At 71.8% G+C, this 15,750-nt stretch carries 17 protein-coding genes and 1 pseudogene; 5 read left to right on the top strand and 13 right to left on the bottom strand.

Annotated elements, in window-relative coordinates; all coding sequences use genetic code 11:
• Positions 1-113: 113 nt before the first annotated feature.
• The 3 genes from ABH925_RS19560 to ABH925_RS19550 form a co-directional block, all read right to left on the bottom strand.
• The gene (locus ABH925_RS19560) at positions 114-323 is read right to left on the bottom strand and encodes a hypothetical protein (RefSeq protein ID WP_370149592.1); all 210 of its coding nucleotides are present in this window, start codon (positions 321-323) and stop codon (positions 114-116) included.
• A 186-nt stretch (positions 324-509) separates the two neighbouring features.
• Positions 510-1,178 (bottom strand): thiaminase II, encoded by a 669-nt coding sequence (tenA, locus tag ABH925_RS19555; RefSeq protein WP_370149591.1) that lies wholly within the window; start codon positions 1,176-1,178, stop codon positions 510-512.
• A gap of 3 nt (positions 1,179-1,181) precedes the next feature.
• Positions 1,182-1,499 (bottom strand): cupin domain-containing protein, encoded by a 318-nt coding sequence (locus tag ABH925_RS19550; protein WP_370149589.1) that lies wholly within the window; start codon positions 1,497-1,499, stop codon positions 1,182-1,184.
• A 105-nt stretch (positions 1,500-1,604) separates the two neighbouring features.
• Here ABH925_RS19550 and ABH925_RS19545 point away from each other — a divergent pair, with 105 nt between their 5' ends.
• Both ABH925_RS19545 and ABH925_RS19540 read left to right on the top strand, forming a co-directional pair.
• Positions 1,605-1,982 carry a phage holin family protein gene (locus ABH925_RS19545; RefSeq protein WP_370149587.1) on the top strand — a complete coding sequence of 126 codons (378 nt, stop codon included), beginning with the start codon at positions 1,605-1,607 and terminating at the stop codon, positions 1,980-1,982.
• Between the two features lie 203 nt (positions 1,983-2,185).
• Positions 2,186-2,737, top strand: coding sequence for an NUDIX domain-containing protein (locus ABH925_RS19540; protein WP_370149586.1), 552 nt, complete (start codon positions 2,186-2,188; stop codon positions 2,735-2,737).
• Positions 2,738-2,844: 107 nt separating this feature from the next.
• Here ABH925_RS19540 and ABH925_RS19535 read toward each other — a convergent pair whose 3' ends face one another.
• From ABH925_RS19535 to ABH925_RS19520, 4 genes are all read right to left on the bottom strand, one after another.
• Positions 2,845-4,302: a globin domain-containing protein gene (locus tag ABH925_RS19535; RefSeq protein ID WP_370149584.1), complete on the bottom strand. Its 1,458-nt coding sequence runs from the start codon at positions 4,300-4,302 to the stop codon at positions 2,845-2,847.
• A gap of 584 nt (positions 4,303-4,886) precedes the next feature.
• Positions 4,887-5,192, bottom strand: a complete 306-nt coding sequence (gene trxA, locus ABH925_RS19530) for a thioredoxin (RefSeq protein ID WP_370149582.1) — start codon at positions 5,190-5,192, stop codon at positions 4,887-4,889.
• Positions 5,193-5,296: 104 nt separating this feature from the next.
• Positions 5,297-5,713 (bottom strand): MerR family transcriptional regulator, encoded by a 417-nt coding sequence (locus ABH925_RS19525; protein WP_370149581.1) that lies wholly within the window; start codon positions 5,711-5,713, stop codon positions 5,297-5,299.
• A gap of 41 nt (positions 5,714-5,754) precedes the next feature.
• Positions 5,755-6,894 (bottom strand): MBL fold metallo-hydrolase, encoded by a 1,140-nt coding sequence (locus tag ABH925_RS19520; protein ID WP_370149579.1) that lies wholly within the window; start codon positions 6,892-6,894, stop codon positions 5,755-5,757.
• Positions 6,895-7,118: 224 nt separating this feature from the next.
• Between ABH925_RS19520 and ABH925_RS19515 the strand changes: the two genes are divergently transcribed.
• Positions 7,119-8,204, top strand: a complete 1,086-nt coding sequence (locus tag ABH925_RS19515; RefSeq protein WP_370149577.1) for an NADH:flavin oxidoreductase/NADH oxidase — start codon at positions 7,119-7,121, stop codon at positions 8,202-8,204.
• 33 nt (positions 8,205-8,237) lie between these two features.
• On the opposite strand, the gene ABH925_RS19510 is transcribed toward ABH925_RS19515, so the two are convergent.
• Positions 8,238-9,635, bottom strand: coding sequence for a serine hydrolase domain-containing protein (locus ABH925_RS19510; RefSeq protein ID WP_370149575.1), 1,398 nt, complete (start codon positions 9,633-9,635; stop codon positions 8,238-8,240).
• Positions 9,636-9,923: 288 nt separating this feature from the next.
• Here ABH925_RS19510 and ABH925_RS19505 point away from each other — a divergent pair.
• Positions 9,924-10,016, top strand: a pseudogene (locus tag ABH925_RS19505) (dihydrofolate reductase); the annotation flags it as partial.
• A 54-nt stretch (positions 10,017-10,070) separates the two neighbouring features.
• Here ABH925_RS19505 and dnaB read toward each other — a convergent pair.
• Positions 10,071-11,627 carry a replicative DNA helicase gene (gene dnaB, locus ABH925_RS19500; protein ID WP_370149573.1) on the bottom strand — a complete coding sequence of 519 codons (1,557 nt, stop codon included), beginning with the start codon at positions 11,625-11,627 and terminating at the stop codon, positions 10,071-10,073.
• 526 nt (positions 11,628-12,153) lie between these two features.
• On the opposite strand from dnaB, the gene ABH925_RS19495 reads away from it, so the two are divergent.
• A complete protein-coding gene (locus ABH925_RS19495; RefSeq protein ID WP_370149572.1) occupies positions 12,154-13,689 on the top strand; it encodes an MATE family efflux transporter in 1,536 nt (511 codons plus the stop codon).
• An 88-nt stretch (positions 13,690-13,777) separates the two neighbouring features.
• Here the strand turns inward: ABH925_RS19495 and rplI are convergent, their stop codons facing one another.
• The 4 genes from rplI to rpsF form a co-directional block, all read right to left on the bottom strand.
• Complete coding sequence (gene rplI / locus ABH925_RS19490; protein ID WP_370149570.1) at positions 13,778-14,224, bottom strand: 50S ribosomal protein L9; 447 nt, start codon at positions 14,222-14,224, stop codon at positions 13,778-13,780.
• Positions 14,225-14,243: 19 nt separating this feature from the next.
• The gene (rpsR, locus tag ABH925_RS19485; protein ID WP_034089348.1) at positions 14,244-14,480 is read right to left on the bottom strand and encodes a 30S ribosomal protein S18; all 237 of its coding nucleotides are present in this window, start codon (positions 14,478-14,480) and stop codon (positions 14,244-14,246) included.
• Between the two features lie 130 nt (positions 14,481-14,610).
• The gene (locus tag ABH925_RS19480) at positions 14,611-15,225 is read right to left on the bottom strand and encodes a single-stranded DNA-binding protein (protein WP_370149568.1); all 615 of its coding nucleotides are present in this window, start codon (positions 15,223-15,225) and stop codon (positions 14,611-14,613) included.
• A gap of 126 nt (positions 15,226-15,351) precedes the next feature.
• On the bottom strand, positions 15,352-15,642 hold the full coding sequence (gene rpsF / locus ABH925_RS19475) for a 30S ribosomal protein S6 (protein ID WP_030254742.1): 291 nt from the start codon (positions 15,640-15,642) through the stop codon (positions 15,352-15,354).
• Positions 15,643-15,750: the final 108 nt, after the last annotated feature.

The raw sequence follows: 15,750 nt of genomic DNA, 5'->3' as shown, positions 1-15,750 counted from the left end.
ACACGGAGACCCCGTACCGGATCTGTCCGGTACGGGGTCTCCGTTGTCGACTGCCGCCTGGGGCCTGTCGCCTGGGCCGTGCCGGCCGCCGCCGGCGCTGCCTGCCGCCGGTGCTACCGGGAGGCCTTCTTCACCAGGATCACGACCACCGCGCCCAGTGCGACCAGCGCCAGCAGCCGGATCACCCAGCTGAAGATCCAGCCGACGATGCCGAGGACCACGCCCAGCACCGCGAAGACCAGCCACAGTGCGACGATCGCGACCGCGACCGGGACCACGATGTTGCGCACCCAGCCGGGGAGTGCCTTCCAGATGTCGTTCATGATGTCCGTCCTCCCCCACGGGGTGTCCCGGGGCCTCGGGGCCACCGGGCCCGTCTGTCTGTTTCCGTGACTCGATCGTACGGCTGCGGCGGGCGCCGATGGGCGTCCAGGACCCCTGAGAAGACCCGGATAAGTCCCCGATCAGCAGGCCAGGGGCCGACCAGGGCCCGGATCGGGGCCCGCCCCTCAGACCGGCCAGCGCTCCGCGCGCCAGGCGGCGTCCCAGAACATCCACTCGTAGCGCGAGGTCAGCGCGAAGTGCTGGGCCGCGCGGCGGCGTTCGGCGGGGGAGAGTTCGGCCCCGATCCGGTCGGTCAGCTCCAGCACCCTGCGGACCACGGACTGGAACGACTCGTCGCCGTAGGCCTCGATCCAGCGGGCGTAGAGCGGGTCGGGGGACGACTTCGCCAGCAGTTCCGCGCCGACCCTGGCGTAGATCCAGTAGCAGGGCAGCACCGCGGCGAGGCCCTCGGCGAAGGAGCCGCCGTAGACGGTGGCGAGCAGGTAGCTGGTGTAGGCGCGGGTGGCGGGCAGCACCTCGGCGTCGCCCCCGGGTTCGCCGGTGCCGAGATCGTCCATGAAGGCCGCGTGCATTCCCTGCTCGGCGGCGAGCGCACCGACGGCGTCGTCGGCGAAGGCGCGGACGTCCTGCTCGGTGGGCGCCTTCGCGGCGCAGACGGCAAGCGCCCGGGCGTAGTCGCGCAGGTAGTGCGAGTCCTGCACCACGAAGTGGCGGAAGGCGGCGCGGGGGAGTGTTCCGTCGGCCAGCCCCAGCAGGAAGGGGTGCTCCAGGATCTCCCGGTACACCGCCTCGCCGGACTCCCACAACTCGTGACTGAAGGAGGAGGTGGTCACAGCTCAGCGCTCCGGGGGCGAGAAGACGACGAGCACCCGCAGGTCCTCGCTGATGTGGTGGAAGCGGTGCGGTTGGCCGGCCGGCACATAGACCACGCTGCCCCGGCCGACGGTGGTGGTCTCGTCACCGACGGTGAGGTACGCCCGGCCGCTGACGACGACATAGACCTCGTCCTGCTGGTGCGGCTGCTGGGTGTCCTGCGCGCCCTGGTCCAGTGCGTACAGCCCCACTGACATATGGCGTTCGTTGAGGAAGCGCAGGTAGGCGCCCTCGTTGGCGGCGCGCTCGGCGTCGAGGTCGTCCATCCGGAACACCTGCATCGGCTTCCAGCCTCTCTGCGGTCGGTTGCCGGTATTCAACCAGGCCGGACGGACTCACACCCCGAGGGCTTCCGTCACGCCCCGCAGTCCTGCGACGATCGCATCATGTTGCGCTTTGTAGTCAAGACCCTGATCAATGCCGCGGCGATCTGGATCGCCGCCGCGCTCGTCAAAGGCATCACTCTCACTGCGGGCGACTGGCAGCACAAGACGCTGACCGTGGTGCTGGTGGCGCTGCTCTTCGGGGTGGTGAACTTCGCCATCAAGCCGCTGGTCAAGCTGTTCTCGCTACCGCTGTTCATCCTCACGCTGGGACTGATCACCTTCGTGATCAACGCCCTGATGCTCTGGCTGACCTCTTGGGCCTCGGGGAGGCTCAACCTCGACTTCCACGTGAACGGCTTCTGGCCGGCCCTGCTCGGCTCGGTGATCATCAGCGTGGTGGCCTGGGCGCTGCACCTGGTGTTCAAGGACGAGGACTGACGCGGGAACCGTCACGCGGGCCCACGACGCGGGCCCCGTGCGCCGCACCACCGCTCCCGTCCCTCCCGCAGCGCCGACCGCAGATCGCGGGGCGCTGCGGGAGGGCCCATGACGGGCGGACCGGCGTTCGACACGTTTCACCACCCGTCCCGCGCGGCACACTGCTGGAAAGCACGGGGGGCACGGCGCGGAGGAGTGCATTCATGGGCCTGGGGTCCGTTCAGCAGCGCATCCAACCCCTCACCCCCACCCGACCTGTGGTCAAGCGGACGGCCAGGGCCATCCTGCTGGACCAGGGCGCCGGGGGACCGCAGCTGGTGCTGATCAAACGCACCAAGCCGGGCCGTCCCCCGTACTGGATCACCCCCGGCGGGGGTGTGGAGCCGACCGACCCCACGGTGGTGGACGCCCTGCACCGGGAGCTGTCGGAGGAACTCGGCGGCAAGGCCTCGGACATCGTCCCCGCCTTCGTGGACACCGTCCCCTTCTCGCACCACGACGACGGGACCCCGGCGCACCGGCACGGCGTCAAGGTGCAGCACTTCTTCGTCTGCCGGCTGGAGTCGATGGACCTGTCGCGCCGGCACGGACCGGAGGTCGACGAGCCCAACGGTGAGTACGAGGTGGTCCGGCTGCCGTTCACCCGTGAGGGGGTGACCTCGGTGAACGTGGTGCCGCCGTCGTTGCGGGCGTATCTCGCGGCGAACGTCGAGGGCATCGGCGCTCTCCTGGCCGACGATCTCGGCTGCACCTAGCCCGGGCCCCGGCCCGGTGCCGGGGGCTGGTTCGGGCCCGGTACCGGCGTCCCGTGCCGCTTTCCCGGACGCCGGACGGGGGGGCGACGGGCGGCGGGTGTCCGCGCTCAGTGCGGCAGCGCCTCCTCCGGCAGGTCGTGGTGGATCCACTCGGGGCGCACCCCGGCGCCGGCCAGCACCGCCGCCGCGCGACGGATCATCGCGGGCGGCCCGCTGACCTGCGCCTCGTACTCGTCCCAGGGCCCGTAGCGGGACACCACCGCGGGCAGGGTCCCCGACAGTCCGTCGGTCCGGCCCTCGGAGACCACCGTCCGGACCGCGAGCCAGGGGTGACGGGCTGCCAACTCCTGCAGCTCCGCCCGGGCGTAGAGGTCGTCCTCACGCCGGGCGCCGTAGAAGACCTCCACCGTGCGGGCCCGGCCGTGGGCGGCGACCTCCTCCACCAGCGCCTTGATCGGGGCTATCCCGGTCCCCCCGCCCAGGCACAGCAGGGGGGTGTCACTGGAGTGGTCGAGCACCATCGTCCCGCCGGCCGGGCCCAGCCGCAGTACGTCGCCGGGCTCGGTCCGGTGCACCAGGGCGTTGCTGACCCAGCCCGCCGGCACCGCCCTGACCTGCAACTCCAGCACGCTGGGCTGGTTCGCGCCGGACGGCGCGGGGGCGCTGGCCAGCGAGTAGGGCCGCCACACCCGGGGCCACATCGGCACCTCCAGAGTGGTGTACTGCCCGGCCCGGTAGGGGTAGTGCTGATCGGTGCGCAGCCGCAGCACCGCGACGTCGCCGCTGCGGCGCTCCACCGAGAGCACCTCCGCCTGCCACCAGGCCGGGGCCCGGGTGGCGTCCAGGGCCGAGGCGGCCATCATCGCCTCGGAGATCACCCGGTAGATCCGGCGCCAGGCCAGCTCGGTGGCCTGGTCCCAGTACCGTCCGCAGTAACGTTCCAGCGCTGCCAGCAGCGCCTCGCCGACGGGGCCGTAGTGCTCGTCCAGCACGCCGTACTTGCGATGGCCCCGCGCCAACCGGTCCAGGTAGGCGCTCAGCGCCGGCGGATCGTCGGCAGCGTTGCCGGCCGCGAGCAGCGCCCGGAACAACCGGTCCCGCTGGACGTCCATGGCGGCCGGGAACAGGCCGCGGAGTTCGGGGTGGTTCAGGAACAGCACGGCGTAGAAGTGCGCGGTGGCGCGGTCCGCCACCGATTCCAGCACCCCCAGGCTGCGCCGGACCAGGGCGATGTCCTGGCTGGTCGGTCCGGCGGCGGGGTCGGCGGGGGCCGCCGACGCCCGGGCGGCCAGCGGAACCACGGCGACGGCGGTGTTCGGCAGCAGCAGCGGTGGAAGCCCCGGCGCGCCGGGCGCTCGCGGTTCCGGCGGCAGCGGCGCCCGTGGCACAGCCCAGGCCCGGCTCCAGGCATCCCCGGGACCGGCCCAGTTGAGCCCGGGCGCGTCGGTGATCATCGGCACATAGGGGGGATGCGGGGCCGCGAGCGGCAGCATCGGCACGGGAGCCGGCGGCGCGGGAGCTGACGGCGCGGAAGCCGGCGGTGCGGGGTCCTGCGGGCCGGGCATACCCGGGGGCTGGTTCACACCCGGGGATCGGCTCACGCCGGGGGGCCGGCCCGTGGCCAGAGGCTGGGATCCTGCTGCCGGTACCGACGGGGGCACGGTGGGGATCGGCGGAATCGGCGGCGGCGGGGTGGGCGGGGGCAGCGGCGGCGTCGGCGCCGCCCCCGTGCGTTTCCGCGCGGAGCGCCGGGCCGGCTCGGCGGCCGGTATCGGATCCGCTCTCGCCGTGGCCTCCGCCGTCTCGTCGACCTCCGCTGTCGTGGTGTCGGCCTCGTCCCGCACCGACACCGGACCGTCTCCGCCCCGGCCTTTTCCCTGCTGCCCGGACGGTGATTTCAGCGGCCGGTTGCTGGACCGGCCGTTTCGATTGAGAGCGCTTCCGATCGACACCTTTCGGTTTCTTCTCCCGTCGTATCAGCGCAGTCCGACAGCGACGATTCGTGCGGCGGCGGCGGGCAGACCTCCTGCCAACCGCAGCGTGGCATGAGCAAACATGTCATCTGACAAATAATGAGAAGAATGGGGCGCACGGGTCGCAAACGCGCTACCGTCCGCTGCACACCCGCGCCGTCGGCCGCCCCCGCCACTCAGGCCAGGACGCCCAGCTCCTGCAGCAATCGCCGCTTGGGACGCGCCCCCACCAGCGACTTCACCGGTTCCCCGGCCTGGAACAGCATCAGCGTCGGCATCGACATCACCCCGTACGCGGCCTGCGTCCCCGGGTTGCTGTCGACGTCCACACTGACCACCTTCAGCCGGCCCTGCTGTTCCCCGGCGATCTCCGCCAGCACCGGCGCGATCATTCGGCACGGCGGGCACCAGTCGGCGGTGAAGTCGACCAGCACCGGAATGTCCGAGCCGAGAACTTCGGCTGCGAACGTCTCGTCCGTCACCTGCGGAACACCATTGATCTGCACTTCGGTCCACTCCCCTGTGATGTCGCGTGTGATGTGGCCTGTGATCGTGGAAAGAATGCGAACCGGAACACGGTCGACCGTCAGGACGGCCGGATGCCGTCGGGCGCGAGCTCGCAGCGGGGCTCGCCCGGCTGCTCCGCGGTCGCCTCCAGCTGTGCCCGCAGCAGTTGTGCCCCCACCTGCGCCCGCACCTCCTGCAGCCGCTCCAGGCAGGCGTCGATCTCGGCGAGCTTGCGCCGGTACACCTCCATCGAGGCGGGGCAGGAGTCGCCGGAGGGATGACCGGCCCGCAGGCAGTCCACGAACGGACGGGTCTCCTCCAGGTCGAAGCCGAAGTCCTGGAGCAGCCGGATCTGCCGCAGCAGCCGCAGATCCTCCTCGCCGTACGAGCGGTAGCCGTTCTCCGCCCGCCGCGCGGGCAGCAGCCCGCGCGACTCGTAGTACCGCAACGTTCGTGTGGTCGTCCCCGCCCGCTCGGCGAGTTCACCGATTCGCATGACCCGACGGTAGACCTTGACCCTGACGTCAACGCCAGCAATCAATCCGACCGCGGCTCCGAGGAACCGCCCGACGGGGCTTCGGCCGCCTTCCCGGCGCGGTGACGGGCGGTGTTCGCCTCCGCGCCCCGCTCCAGCAGCCAGGGCAGCGTCAGCTCCGCGTAGGTCTCGTTCACGGCCGCGACCAGCGCCGCCGCGTCGTCCGGGTGCCGCGCCAACTGCTCGTCGAACTCCCGCAGGTAGCCGGCGGTGAAGTCGAGCACCCGCCGCGCGTCGTCGTCCTGCCCCGGGGCGCGGTGGCCGGCGATCACCCGGGTCGCGCCGAGGGCGCGCAGGCGCACCAGGTTCGCCCGCCAGTCGGTGCGTTGCTGCGGAGTGGTCTCGGCGGTCCACACATGGGTGCCGTTGTAGACCAGGTCCCCGGCGATCACCGTGTCCGCGCCGGGGACGTGCAGCACGCTGCTGGCCGCGCAGTCCCCCTGGCCCATGCTCAGCACGCCCAGCCCCACCCCGTCCACCCGCAGCCGGTCGCCCGGCAGCGGCCCGGGCACGACCGGGCGGGAGGTGACGTCGTCGCCGAAGACCGGCCGCCAGAGCGCCACCTGGTCCAGGCCGGTGGTCAGGATCACGTCGATGACCTCCAGCACCGCGTACACGGGGGTGCCGGGGAAGAGCCGCAGGATCTCCTCGGTGCCGAAGTAGTGGTCCGGGTGCGGATGGGTGATCAGCACGGCGGTGAGCCGACGCGCCTTGCCGGCCACCCACTCGGCGAGTTCCCGGCCCGCGCTGCGGGTCAGCTGGGTGTCCACGAGCAGGGCCTCGGTGGGGCCGTAGACCAGGGCGGAGGTGCTGAAGAAGGCCGACTCGGGCCCGGTGAACACCTCCACCCGCAGCTCCGACGCAGTCCCGTCGGCATCGCGTCCCCCGACGCCTACGCCGCCCCCGGCTGCACCGCCAGCCCCAGCCGTCCCGCCACCCTCGGCCGCGCCACCACTCCCAACCCTGCCGCCACCCCCGGCGGTGCCGCCACCCTCGGCCCTGCCGCCAGCCCCAGCCGCGCCGCCACCCTCGGTCTGGTCGCCACCCTCGGCCGTGCCGGAACCTTCAGCCGTGCCCTCGGTCGCGTCCCCGACCTCGCCGCTGCCGCCGGCGCCGCCGCTGCCACCTCCGCTGTCGGCCATCGCACGCTCCTCCGCCGCCACTCGCGAGCACCCTGCCGGTGATCACCCCTCCAGCATCCGTGCCCGCCACGCGCCCCGCCCGCCGCCTCGCGCGAACGAGTGACAAATCCCATGCGCTTGCAACTATTGTCTACGCCGCCTACCGTTGGACGCGGCACACCAGGGGCCCGGTCGTCCGGACCCCTCATCCAGACAGGCCCCTTCACCCGAGGACGTTCGATCCGATGAGCAAGCTCTTCGAGCCGCTGACCCTGCGCGGACAGACCTTCCCCAACCGCGTGTGGATGGCTCCCATGTGCCAGTACTCGGCCTCGGCCGAGGGGCCTGACACCGGTGTCGCCAACGACTGGCACTTCCAGCACCTGGCCGCCCGCGCGGTCGGCGGCGCGGGACTGATCCTCACCGAGGCCGCCGCCGTCAGCCCCGAGGGCCGGATCAGCCCGTACGACCTCGGCATCTGGAACGACGAGCAGGTCGCCGGACTGCGCCGGATCACCCGTTTCCTGGTCTCCCAGGGCACCGTGCCCGGAATCCAGCTGGCCCACGCCGGCCGCAAGGCCTCCACCGACAGCCCCTGGAGCGGAGGCACGCCACTGGGCGCCGACGCCCTGGGCTGGACCCCGGTCGCCCCCAGCCCGCTGGCCTTCGCGGAGACCCACGCCACCCCGGCCGAGCTGACGACCGACGAGATCGCGTCCGTGGTCCGGCAGTTCGCCGATGCCGCCCGCCGCGCCCTGGCCGCGGGGTTCACCGTCGCCGAGATCCACGGCGCCCACGGCTACCTGATCCACGAGTTCCTCTCGCCGCACTCCAACACCCGCACCGACGGCTACGGCGGCTCGCTGGAGAACCGGATGCGCTTCGCGCTGGAGGTCGTGGACGCGGTCCGCGCCGTCTGGCCCGAGCAACTGCCGTTGTTCTTCCGCAGCTCCGCCACCGACTGGCTGGAACAGGACGGCCGCGACGGCTGGACCGGCGCGGACACCGTCCGCCTCGCCGAGGAGCTGCAGGCCCACGGCGTGGACCTGCTCGACGTCTCCACCGGCGGCAACGTGCCCGACGCCGCCATCCCGGTCGCCCCGGGCTTCCAGGTGCCGTTCGCCACCGCGGTCCGCGAGCGGACCGGCCTCCCGGTCGCCGCGGTCGGCCTGATCACCGACCCCGACCAGGCCGAGCAGATCCTGGCCGACGGCCGGGCCGACGCCGTGCTGATCGGACGTCAGCTGCTGCGCGAGCCCTACTGGCCCCGGCACGCCGCCGGCGTCCTCGGCGTCACCGTCCCCCGCGCCCCGCAGTACGCCCGCTCCTGACCACAGCGCACACTCCGCCGGGCCGCCCCGTGCTCAGAGGCCGCGCCACCCCTCCGGGTCGACCCCGCCCGGGACCGGCCCATCGGCCGGGCCGACCGGGTAGGGGGTGCGGGTCAGCACGAAGGTGCCCAGGTCGAGATGGCTCACCGCGCCGTCACCGGTCCGCACCACCGTCAGGCTCTCCCCGTTCCAGTAGCCGCCGAGCGCGGTCCAGCTGCCGTCCGCCTCCGGGCGCAGCGGCACGACGCCGGGCCGCGAACCGGCCACCGGGGTCAGCTCCATCCCCCGGTCCGCCCGCAGCCGCAGCAGGTAGCCGCTCGGTCCCCAGTACCAGTAGCCGGTCAGGGCCAGCAGCTCCGGATCGACCTCGGCCGCCGGCAGCGGGCGCCACGGCTCGGGAATCCGGGGCTCGTGCTCGGCGGTGATCCGGACCAGGTCCGCGGCGATGCCGCCGATGGGCCCACTGGTGGTGTTGGCCACCACCACCGCCGCGAGCCGCTCCTCCGGGACGAACCACAGGGCCGCCAGGAAGCCCGGCATGGAGCCGGTGTGACCGGCGTACGAGAACCCGTGCGCCTGCAGCAGCTGCAGGCCCAGGCCGTAGCCCTCGCCGTCGGCGACACCCGTGGCCGGGCGCCGCAACTCCCGCACCGACTCCGCACGGAGGACCTTGTCGTCACCGTCGGCGAGGAACGCCGCCCACCGGCAGAGATCCGCGACGGTCGACCACAGCTGCCCGGCCGGTGCCATCTGTCCGGTCTCCTGCAACGGCTCGGGCAGCAGCACGTCCGCGTAGGGGTGCACCGCCCAGCCGCCCGCGTGCGGCTGCTGCGGCAGCGGCGTGGTCCGGGGCATCCCCAGCGGCTCCAGGACCTCCCGGCGCAGCACCTCCGCCCAGGGCTCCCCGCGCAGCCGCTCGACCAGGGCGCCGAGCAGGGCGAACCCGACGTTGGAGTAGTGGAACACCTGCCCCACCGGGTGCCTGGTCGGCGGCTGCTGCAGCACGTCGCCGAGAGCGGGCCGCAGCTCCCCCGGGGTCCGCTCCCACCACGGCCCCGGCGACTCGCTGGTCAACCCGGCGCTGTGGGACAGCAGCTGGGCGATCGTCGCGTGCCCGGCGGCGCCGAGGCCCTGCTGCGGCAGATGCGCCCCGATCGGGTCGGTCAGCGCCAGCAGGCCTTCGTCGCGCAGCCGCAGCACCAGCACGGCGACGAAGGTCTTGGTGATCGACCCGATCCGGAACTGGACGTCGGCATCCGGCGCATGGCCCTCCACGCAGCTCCGTGCGCCGGTCCAGACCCGCTGCCCGTCCCGCACCACGGCCGCGACCATGGACGGCGTCCGCCCCTCCGCCTGGGCGACCGCGACCCGGTGCAGCAGGGCCCGCCGGGTCGCGGGCAACAACTCGTCAACGCTCGACTCGGTATCCATCCCGCGACGGTAACCGGCGATCACCGCTCACAGAACCGGATTCCGCGGTAACGCCACCCTTGCGCACGCCACCGCGGCGCCGCAGCAGTGACCGGCCGTGGCCCGGCCGTAATTCGCTTGACCTGGCCGCGCTTCGTCGCTGCACTGTGGCGGGTCACCACGAGCCGTGGTGTCGGTTTCCCAAGGAGGCAGCGGCAGCAATGGCTCGCCGACGCCCTCTTCCGCGCCGAGCGTCCCCCGCACTGCCTGCACTGGTTCTGACCGCGCGCTCGGACCGCGACTCCCAGGACCGCGCTGGACAGCTGGGTGAACCTGAATCTGGTGGGGACGCGGACGCTTCCCTGCGGCGTGATCCTGACCAGGTACGAGACGAGGCGCTGAGCAGCTGAGCGATGCCCCGTGGGCCCACGGTGTCAGCGGGCTTCCACACCGGCCCTAACTCTGCGCCATGTCGACGAAGCGGGAGTAGTGGCCCTGGAAGGCCACGGTGATCGTCGCGGTCGGGCCGTTACGGTGCTTGGCGACGATCAGGTCGGCCTCGCCGGCCCGCGGGGACTCCTTCTCGTAGGCGTCCTCGCGGTGCAGCAGGATGACCATGTCCGCATCCTGCTCGATCGATCCACTTTCACGCAGGTCGGAGACCATCGGCCGCTTGTCGGTGCGCTGTTCCGGGCCACGGTTCAGCTGGGACAGGGCGATGACCGGCAGTTCGAGTTCCTTCGCCAGCAGCTTGAGGTTTCGGGACATCTCGGAGACCTCCTGCTGACGGCTCTCGGGTCGGCGCGAACCGCCGCCCGTCATCAGCTGGAGGTAGTCGATGACGACCAGGCGGAGGTCGTTGCGCTGTTTCAGGCGGCGGCACTTGGCCCGGATCTCCATCATCGACAGGTTGGGCGAGTCGTCGATGTAGAGCGGAGAATCGTTCAGCTCCGGCATCCGCCGGGCCAGCCGGGTCCAGTCCTCGTCGGTCATGTTGCCGGAGCGCATGTGGTGCAGCGCGACCCGGGCCTCCGCCGAGAGCAGGCGCATGGCGATCTCGTTGCGGCCCATCTCCAGGGAGAAGAACACGCTGGGGATCTTGTGCTTGACCGAGCAGGAGCGGGCAAAATCGAGCGCAAGTGTGGACTTTCCCATCGCGGGTCGGGCCGCGACGACGATCATCTGGCCCGGGTGCAGCCCGTTGGTCAGCGAGTCCAGGTCGGCGAAGCCGGTGGGCACGCCGGACATCTGGCCGCTGCGGGAGCCGATCGACTCGATCTCGTCGAGGGCGCCCTCCATGATGTCGCCCAGAGGCGCGTAGTCCTCGTTGGTGCGCTGCTCGGTGACGGCGTAGATCTCCGCCTGGGCCGCGTTGACGATCTCGTCCACGTCGCCCTCGGAGGCGTAGCCCATCTGCGCGATTCGGGTGCCCGCCTCGACCAGCCGGCGCAGCACCGCGCGCTCGTGCACGATCTCGGCGTAGTACTCGGCGTTGGCGGCCGTCGGCACCGAGTTGACCAGGGTGTGCAGGTAGGACGGCCCGCCCACGCGGGTGATCTCGCCGCGCTTGACCAGCTCGCTGGCGACGGTGATCGGGTCGGCGGGCTCGCCGCGGGCGTACAGGTCGAGGATGGCGCTGTGGATCAGCTCGTGCGCGGGGCGGTAGTAGTCGGCTGGCTTGAGCACCTCGACGACGTCGGCGATGGCGTCCTTGGACAGCAGCATGCCGCCCAGCACGGACTGCTCGGCGGCGAGGTCCTGCGGCGGGACCCGCTCGTAACCGGCCGCGCCGCCCTCGTCGTCACGGCGGTCGTCGCGCCGGTCGTTGCGCCCCCCGTCCCGTCCACCGTCGCGGCGGTCGCCCCGGTCCTTGTTGTAGGAGGAACGGTCCGCCTGGCTGCGGGCGAAGGGCAGCCTGCCGCCCGGACCGTCGGAGGACGGCGGCGGGGGCCACTCCTCCTCCGGCGGCGGGACCGCCTCGTCGAAGCCTTCGTCGTAGGGCGCGTCAGTCATCGCGAGCCCCGCCCGGGGACCGTCTCGCGTACCTCGTTCATGCCGCGCCTCCCGCGTGCCTGACCCTGCTGTGTTCGTCCCGCACTGTCGTCGTCCCGCGCTGTGGTCGTCCCACGCGGAGGTCCGGAACGGACCTGCGTGCCACCCTCTTCTATACGGCACCGCACTGACAGATCCGGTGCCCGCGCGCGGGTGCGGCGCGTCGGCGGAACGCCCACGCTAAGGGCGGAACAGCCCATCGGCCAAGATGGTTATCCACAGGGCATGTGGATGAAGGGCCCCATCATGTGGAGAACCGGGCCGAAGCTGTGTACGGCACAGGGGACAACCTGTGGACAACCCGGTGATCCTCTCGCCCTCAGCGCCCTGACCTGCACATACTTCATCCACGCCATGTGCAGGAGAAAAACCTCACATCCGACCCGCAGACGACGACCAGCGGTGCGCGATCCGCTACACCGAGCTGCCACGGGTAATACCTGACTGGGCATTGCAGCTGTTACTTGTGGATGACTACGGTAGGACCATGCGATTGACCTCCTCGACCGGCCGGTCCAGACCGGCGAGCCGCCCCGCGCCCGGGTCCACGCCCGCCTTCGCAGCCGGCTCCGGCCCGGATTCCCGATCCGGGTCCGGCCGCGACCGGGAGATCCTCACCCTCGCCCTGCCCGCCTTCGGCGCGCTGGTCGCCGAGCCCCTCTTCCTGATGGCGGACTCCGCGATCGTCGGCCATCTGGGAACCGCCCAACTGGCCGGCCTCGGCGTCGCCGCCGCACTGCTCGGCACGCTGGTCAACGTCTTCGTGTTCCTCGCCTACGCCACCACCGCCGCCGTGGCCCGGCGGGTCGGCTCGGGCGACCGCGCCGCCGCGGTACAGCAGGGCGTGGACGGTATCTGGCTGGCCCTGATCCTCTCCGTGCCGGTGGTCGCCGCGGCGATCCCGCTGGCCAGGATGCTGGTACAGCTCTTCGGCGCCTCGGCCGGGGCCACCCCCTATGCCGTGGACTACCTGCGCGTCAGCACGCTCGGCATCCCGGCCATGCTGGTGGTACTGGCCGCGACCGGCGTGCTCCGCGGCCTCCAGGACACCCGCACCCCGCTGCTGGTGGCCGTGGCCGGTTTCAGCGGCAACCTGCTGCTGAACGCCGGCCTGGTCTACGGCGCCGGCCTGGGCATCACCGGCTCCGCGCTGGGCACCGTGCTGGCCCAGTGGGGGATGGCCGCCGCGTACCTGACCGTGGTCGTCCGCGGCGTCCGACGCACGGCCGCCGCGGGAACGGCCGACGCACGGCCGACCGCCTCGGAGCCGGCCGCGACCCGGACAGTGGCAGGCGAGGGGACGGCGGCAGGCGAGGGGACGGCGGGCGCACGGACGGCCGGAGCAGGGTCGGCCTGGTGGAAGGCCCTGCGCCCGGACCTGCCGGGTATCCGGGCCTGCGCCACCGCCGGCGTCCCGCTGCTGGTGCGCACCCTGAGCCTCCGCGCCATCCTGCTGATCGCCACCGGGGTGGCCGCCCGGCTGGGCAACACCGCCATGGCCGCGCACCAGGTGGCCATGGCCCTGTGGACCTTCCTCGCCTTCGCGCTGGATGCCATCGCCATCGCCGGGCAGGCGATCATCGGCCGCTACCTGGGGGCGGGCGACGCGCCCGGTGCCCGCGCGGCCACCCGCAGGTTGGTGCTGTGGGGGATCGGCACCGGCGTCGTGCTCGGCACGCTGCTGCTGGCCGCTCGCCCGCTCTACCTGCCGGTGTTCACCGCCGACCCGGCCGTGCAGCACCAGTTGGACACGGTGCTGCTGGTCGCGGCCGCCAGCCAGCCGGTCTGCGGAGTGGTGTTCGTGCTGGACGGGGTGCTGACGGGCGCCGGTGACGGCCCGTACCTGGCCTGGGCGATGCTCGGCACGCTGGCCGCGTACGCGCCGGTCGCGCTGCTGCTGGGAAGCGGCGGCCTGGTCGCCCTCTGGGGGTCCGTCGCGCTGTGCATGGTGGTCCGGCTGCTCCTCCTGACCCTGCGCGCCCGTGGCGGCGCCTGGCTGGTCACCGGCGCCGTACGGGGCTGAGCCCGCCTCCCGGCCCCGGTCGTCCGAATCCGGGCAGCCGAAAGGCCGGCCCCCGAGGGGGCCGGCCTTCGCGTGCGGTGGTGCTGCGTCAGGCGGCGACGACGTTGACGTTGATCGTGGCGATCACGTCGGCGTGCAGCTTGACGGTGACCTGGTGGGCGCCGGTGGTCTTGATCGGCGAGCCGATCTCGACGCGGCGCTTGTCGACCAGCGGGCCGTCGACGGCCTTGATGGCCTCGACGACGTCGCTCGGGGTCACCGAGCCGAAGAGCCGGCCCGCGTCGCCCGCGCGCACGGCGAGCTTCACAGCGACGGCCTCAAGCTTGGCCTTGACCTCGTTGGCCTGCTCCAGGGTCTGGATCTCGTGGATCTTGCGGGCGCGACGGATCGCGTCCACATCCTTCTGGCCGCCCTTGGTCCAGCGGATGGCGAAGCCACGCGGGACCAGGTAGTTGCGGGCGTATCCGTCCTTGACCTCGACGATGTCGCCGGCGGTACCGAGGCCGGAGACCTCGTTGGTGAGGATGATCTTCATTGTTCGGTCACCCTCCTAATCAGCGAGCGGTCGAGGTGTAGGGCAGCAGAGCGACCTCGCGGCTGTTCTTCACAGCCGTGGCCACGTCGCGCTGGTGCTGGGTGCAGTTGCCGGTGACCCGGCGAGCGCGGATCTTCCCACGGTCGGAGATGAACTTGCGAAGCAGGTTCGTGTCCTTGTAGTCGACGTAGGAGATCTTGTCCTTGCAGAAGACGCAAACCTTCTTCTTAGGCTTGCGTACAGGCGGCTTCGCCATCATGTACTCCAACTGGTGTTCACGATCCGGTCGTTGCCCCGCGAGGGGCGTGGACCGGGTCGCACGGGATCAAGTCTGAGTGGGCGTCGTCCCGCGGAGCGGACTCCGTGGACTCTGCCCGGCACACTGCCTAGAACGGAGGCTCGTCCGAGTAGCCGCCACCGCCGGCCGGGGCACCCCAGCTGCCGCCACCGCCACTGCCACCCTGCTGTCCGCCGGACGCCGGGGCGCTGGACGCCCAGGGGTCGTCGGACGGAGCGGACTGGCCGCCACCGGAGCCCTGAGAGCCCCAGCCGCCACCGCCGCCCTGCTGGGCACCGCCGCCGAAGCCACCGCCGCCGTTGCCGCCGAAGCCACCGCCGCCGCCCTGACCGCCGGACCGCTGGGCCTTGGTGACCTTCGCGGTGGCGGAACGCAGCGACGGGCCGACCTCGTCGACCTCGACCTCGAAGACGGTCCGCTTCTCGCCCTCTTTGGTCTCGTACGAACGCTGCCGCAGACGACCCTGGACGATGACGCGCATACCGCGCTGCAACGACTCTGCGCAGTTCTCAGCCGGCTGACGCCAGACGTTGCACGTGAGGAAGAGGCTCTCGCCGTCCTTCCACTCGTTCGTCTGACGGTCGAAGGTGCGGGGGGTTGACGCGATGCGGAACTTCGCGACGGCCGCACCCGACGGCGTGAAACGCAGCTCGGGGTCGTCGACGAGGTTGCCGACGAGGGTGATGACGGTCTCGCCTGCCATGGTGGGTTGACCTCTCGGTGGGAGCGGTTCCGTTCAGGTAGTGCTCACCGCTGCGGCCGTACGGACGGCCGAGCAGTGCAGCGCCTCACTGGCCCGGGGGACGGACCGAAGCGCTATGGGGGTGCCTCAGTGGGTGTCCGGGCGGAGCACCTTGGTGCGCAGGACCTGCTCGCTCAGGTTGAGCTGACGGTCGAGCTCCTTGACGACCGCAGGCTCAGCCTTGAGGTCGATCACCGAGTAGATGCCCTCGGACTTCTTGTTGATCTCGTACGACAGGCGACGACGACCCCAGGTGTCGACCTTCTCCACGTTGCCGCCGCCGGTGCGGACGACATTGAGGAAGTTCTCGATCAGGGGGGAGACAGCGCGCTCCTCGACATCGGGGTCGAGGATCACCATGACCTCGTAATGACGCATGTAGAACCCACCTCCTCTGGACTCAGCGGCCACGGTCTTTCCGTGGCAGGAGGGTTGTGAACGCGTCGCAACAGTAGTGGTCGGCACTGACAACGAGCGGAGAACCGC

Origin of the sequence: Streptacidiphilus sp. EB129 (assembly GCF_041262645.1) — a bacterium.
Taxonomy (GTDB): domain Bacteria; phylum Actinomycetota; class Actinomycetes; order Streptomycetales; family Streptomycetaceae; genus Streptacidiphilus.
The sequence above is the reverse complement of the archived record's forward strand: the minus strand, read 5'-3'. Positions and strand labels throughout refer to the sequence as shown.

What these genes read in the sequence shown, in the direction of transcription:
- ABH925_RS19495 (WP_370149572.1), top strand. Translation starts at nt 12,154, where the DNA reads ATGCGATTGACCTCCTCGACCGGCCGGTCCAGACCGGCGAGCCGCCCC.
- ABH925_RS19510 (WP_370149575.1), bottom strand. Translation starts at nt 9,635, where the DNA reads ATGGATACCGAGTCGAGCGTTGACGAGTTGTTGCCCGCGACCCGGCGG.
- ABH925_RS19560 (WP_370149592.1), bottom strand. Translation starts at nt 323, where the DNA reads ATGAACGACATCTGGAAGGCACTCCCCGGCTGGGTGCGCAACATCGTG.
- ABH925_RS19540 (WP_370149586.1), top strand. Translation starts at nt 2,186, where the DNA reads ATGGGCCTGGGGTCCGTTCAGCAGCGCATCCAACCCCTCACCCCCACC.
- ABH925_RS19550 (WP_370149589.1), bottom strand. Translation starts at nt 1,499, where the DNA reads ATGCAGGTGTTCCGGATGGACGACCTCGACGCCGAGCGCGCCGCCAAC.
- rplI (WP_370149570.1), bottom strand. Translation starts at nt 14,224, where the DNA reads ATGAAGATCATCCTCACCAACGAGGTCTCCGGCCTCGGTACCGCCGGC.
- dnaB (WP_370149573.1), bottom strand. Translation starts at nt 11,627, where the DNA reads ATGACTGACGCGCCCTACGACGAAGGCTTCGACGAGGCGGTCCCGCCG.
- rpsR (WP_034089348.1), bottom strand. Translation starts at nt 14,480, where the DNA reads ATGGCGAAGCCGCCTGTACGCAAGCCTAAGAAGAAGGTTTGCGTCTTC.
- rpsF (WP_030254742.1), bottom strand. Translation starts at nt 15,642, where the DNA reads ATGCGTCATTACGAGGTCATGGTGATCCTCGACCCCGATGTCGAGGAG.
- ABH925_RS19520 (WP_370149579.1), bottom strand. Translation starts at nt 6,894, where the DNA reads ATGGCCGACAGCGGAGGTGGCAGCGGCGGCGCCGGCGGCAGCGGCGAG.
- ABH925_RS19535 (WP_370149584.1), bottom strand. Translation starts at nt 4,302, where the DNA reads ATGCCCGGCCCGCAGGACCCCGCACCGCCGGCTTCCGCGCCGTCAGCT.
- ABH925_RS19480 (WP_370149568.1), bottom strand. Translation starts at nt 15,225, where the DNA reads ATGGCAGGCGAGACCGTCATCACCCTCGTCGGCAACCTCGTCGACGAC.
- ABH925_RS19525 (WP_370149581.1), bottom strand. Translation starts at nt 5,713, where the DNA reads ATGCGAATCGGTGAACTCGCCGAGCGGGCGGGGACGACCACACGAACG.
- ABH925_RS19545 (WP_370149587.1), top strand. Translation starts at nt 1,605, where the DNA reads ATGTTGCGCTTTGTAGTCAAGACCCTGATCAATGCCGCGGCGATCTGG.
- ABH925_RS19515 (WP_370149577.1), top strand. Translation starts at nt 7,119, where the DNA reads ATGAGCAAGCTCTTCGAGCCGCTGACCCTGCGCGGACAGACCTTCCCC.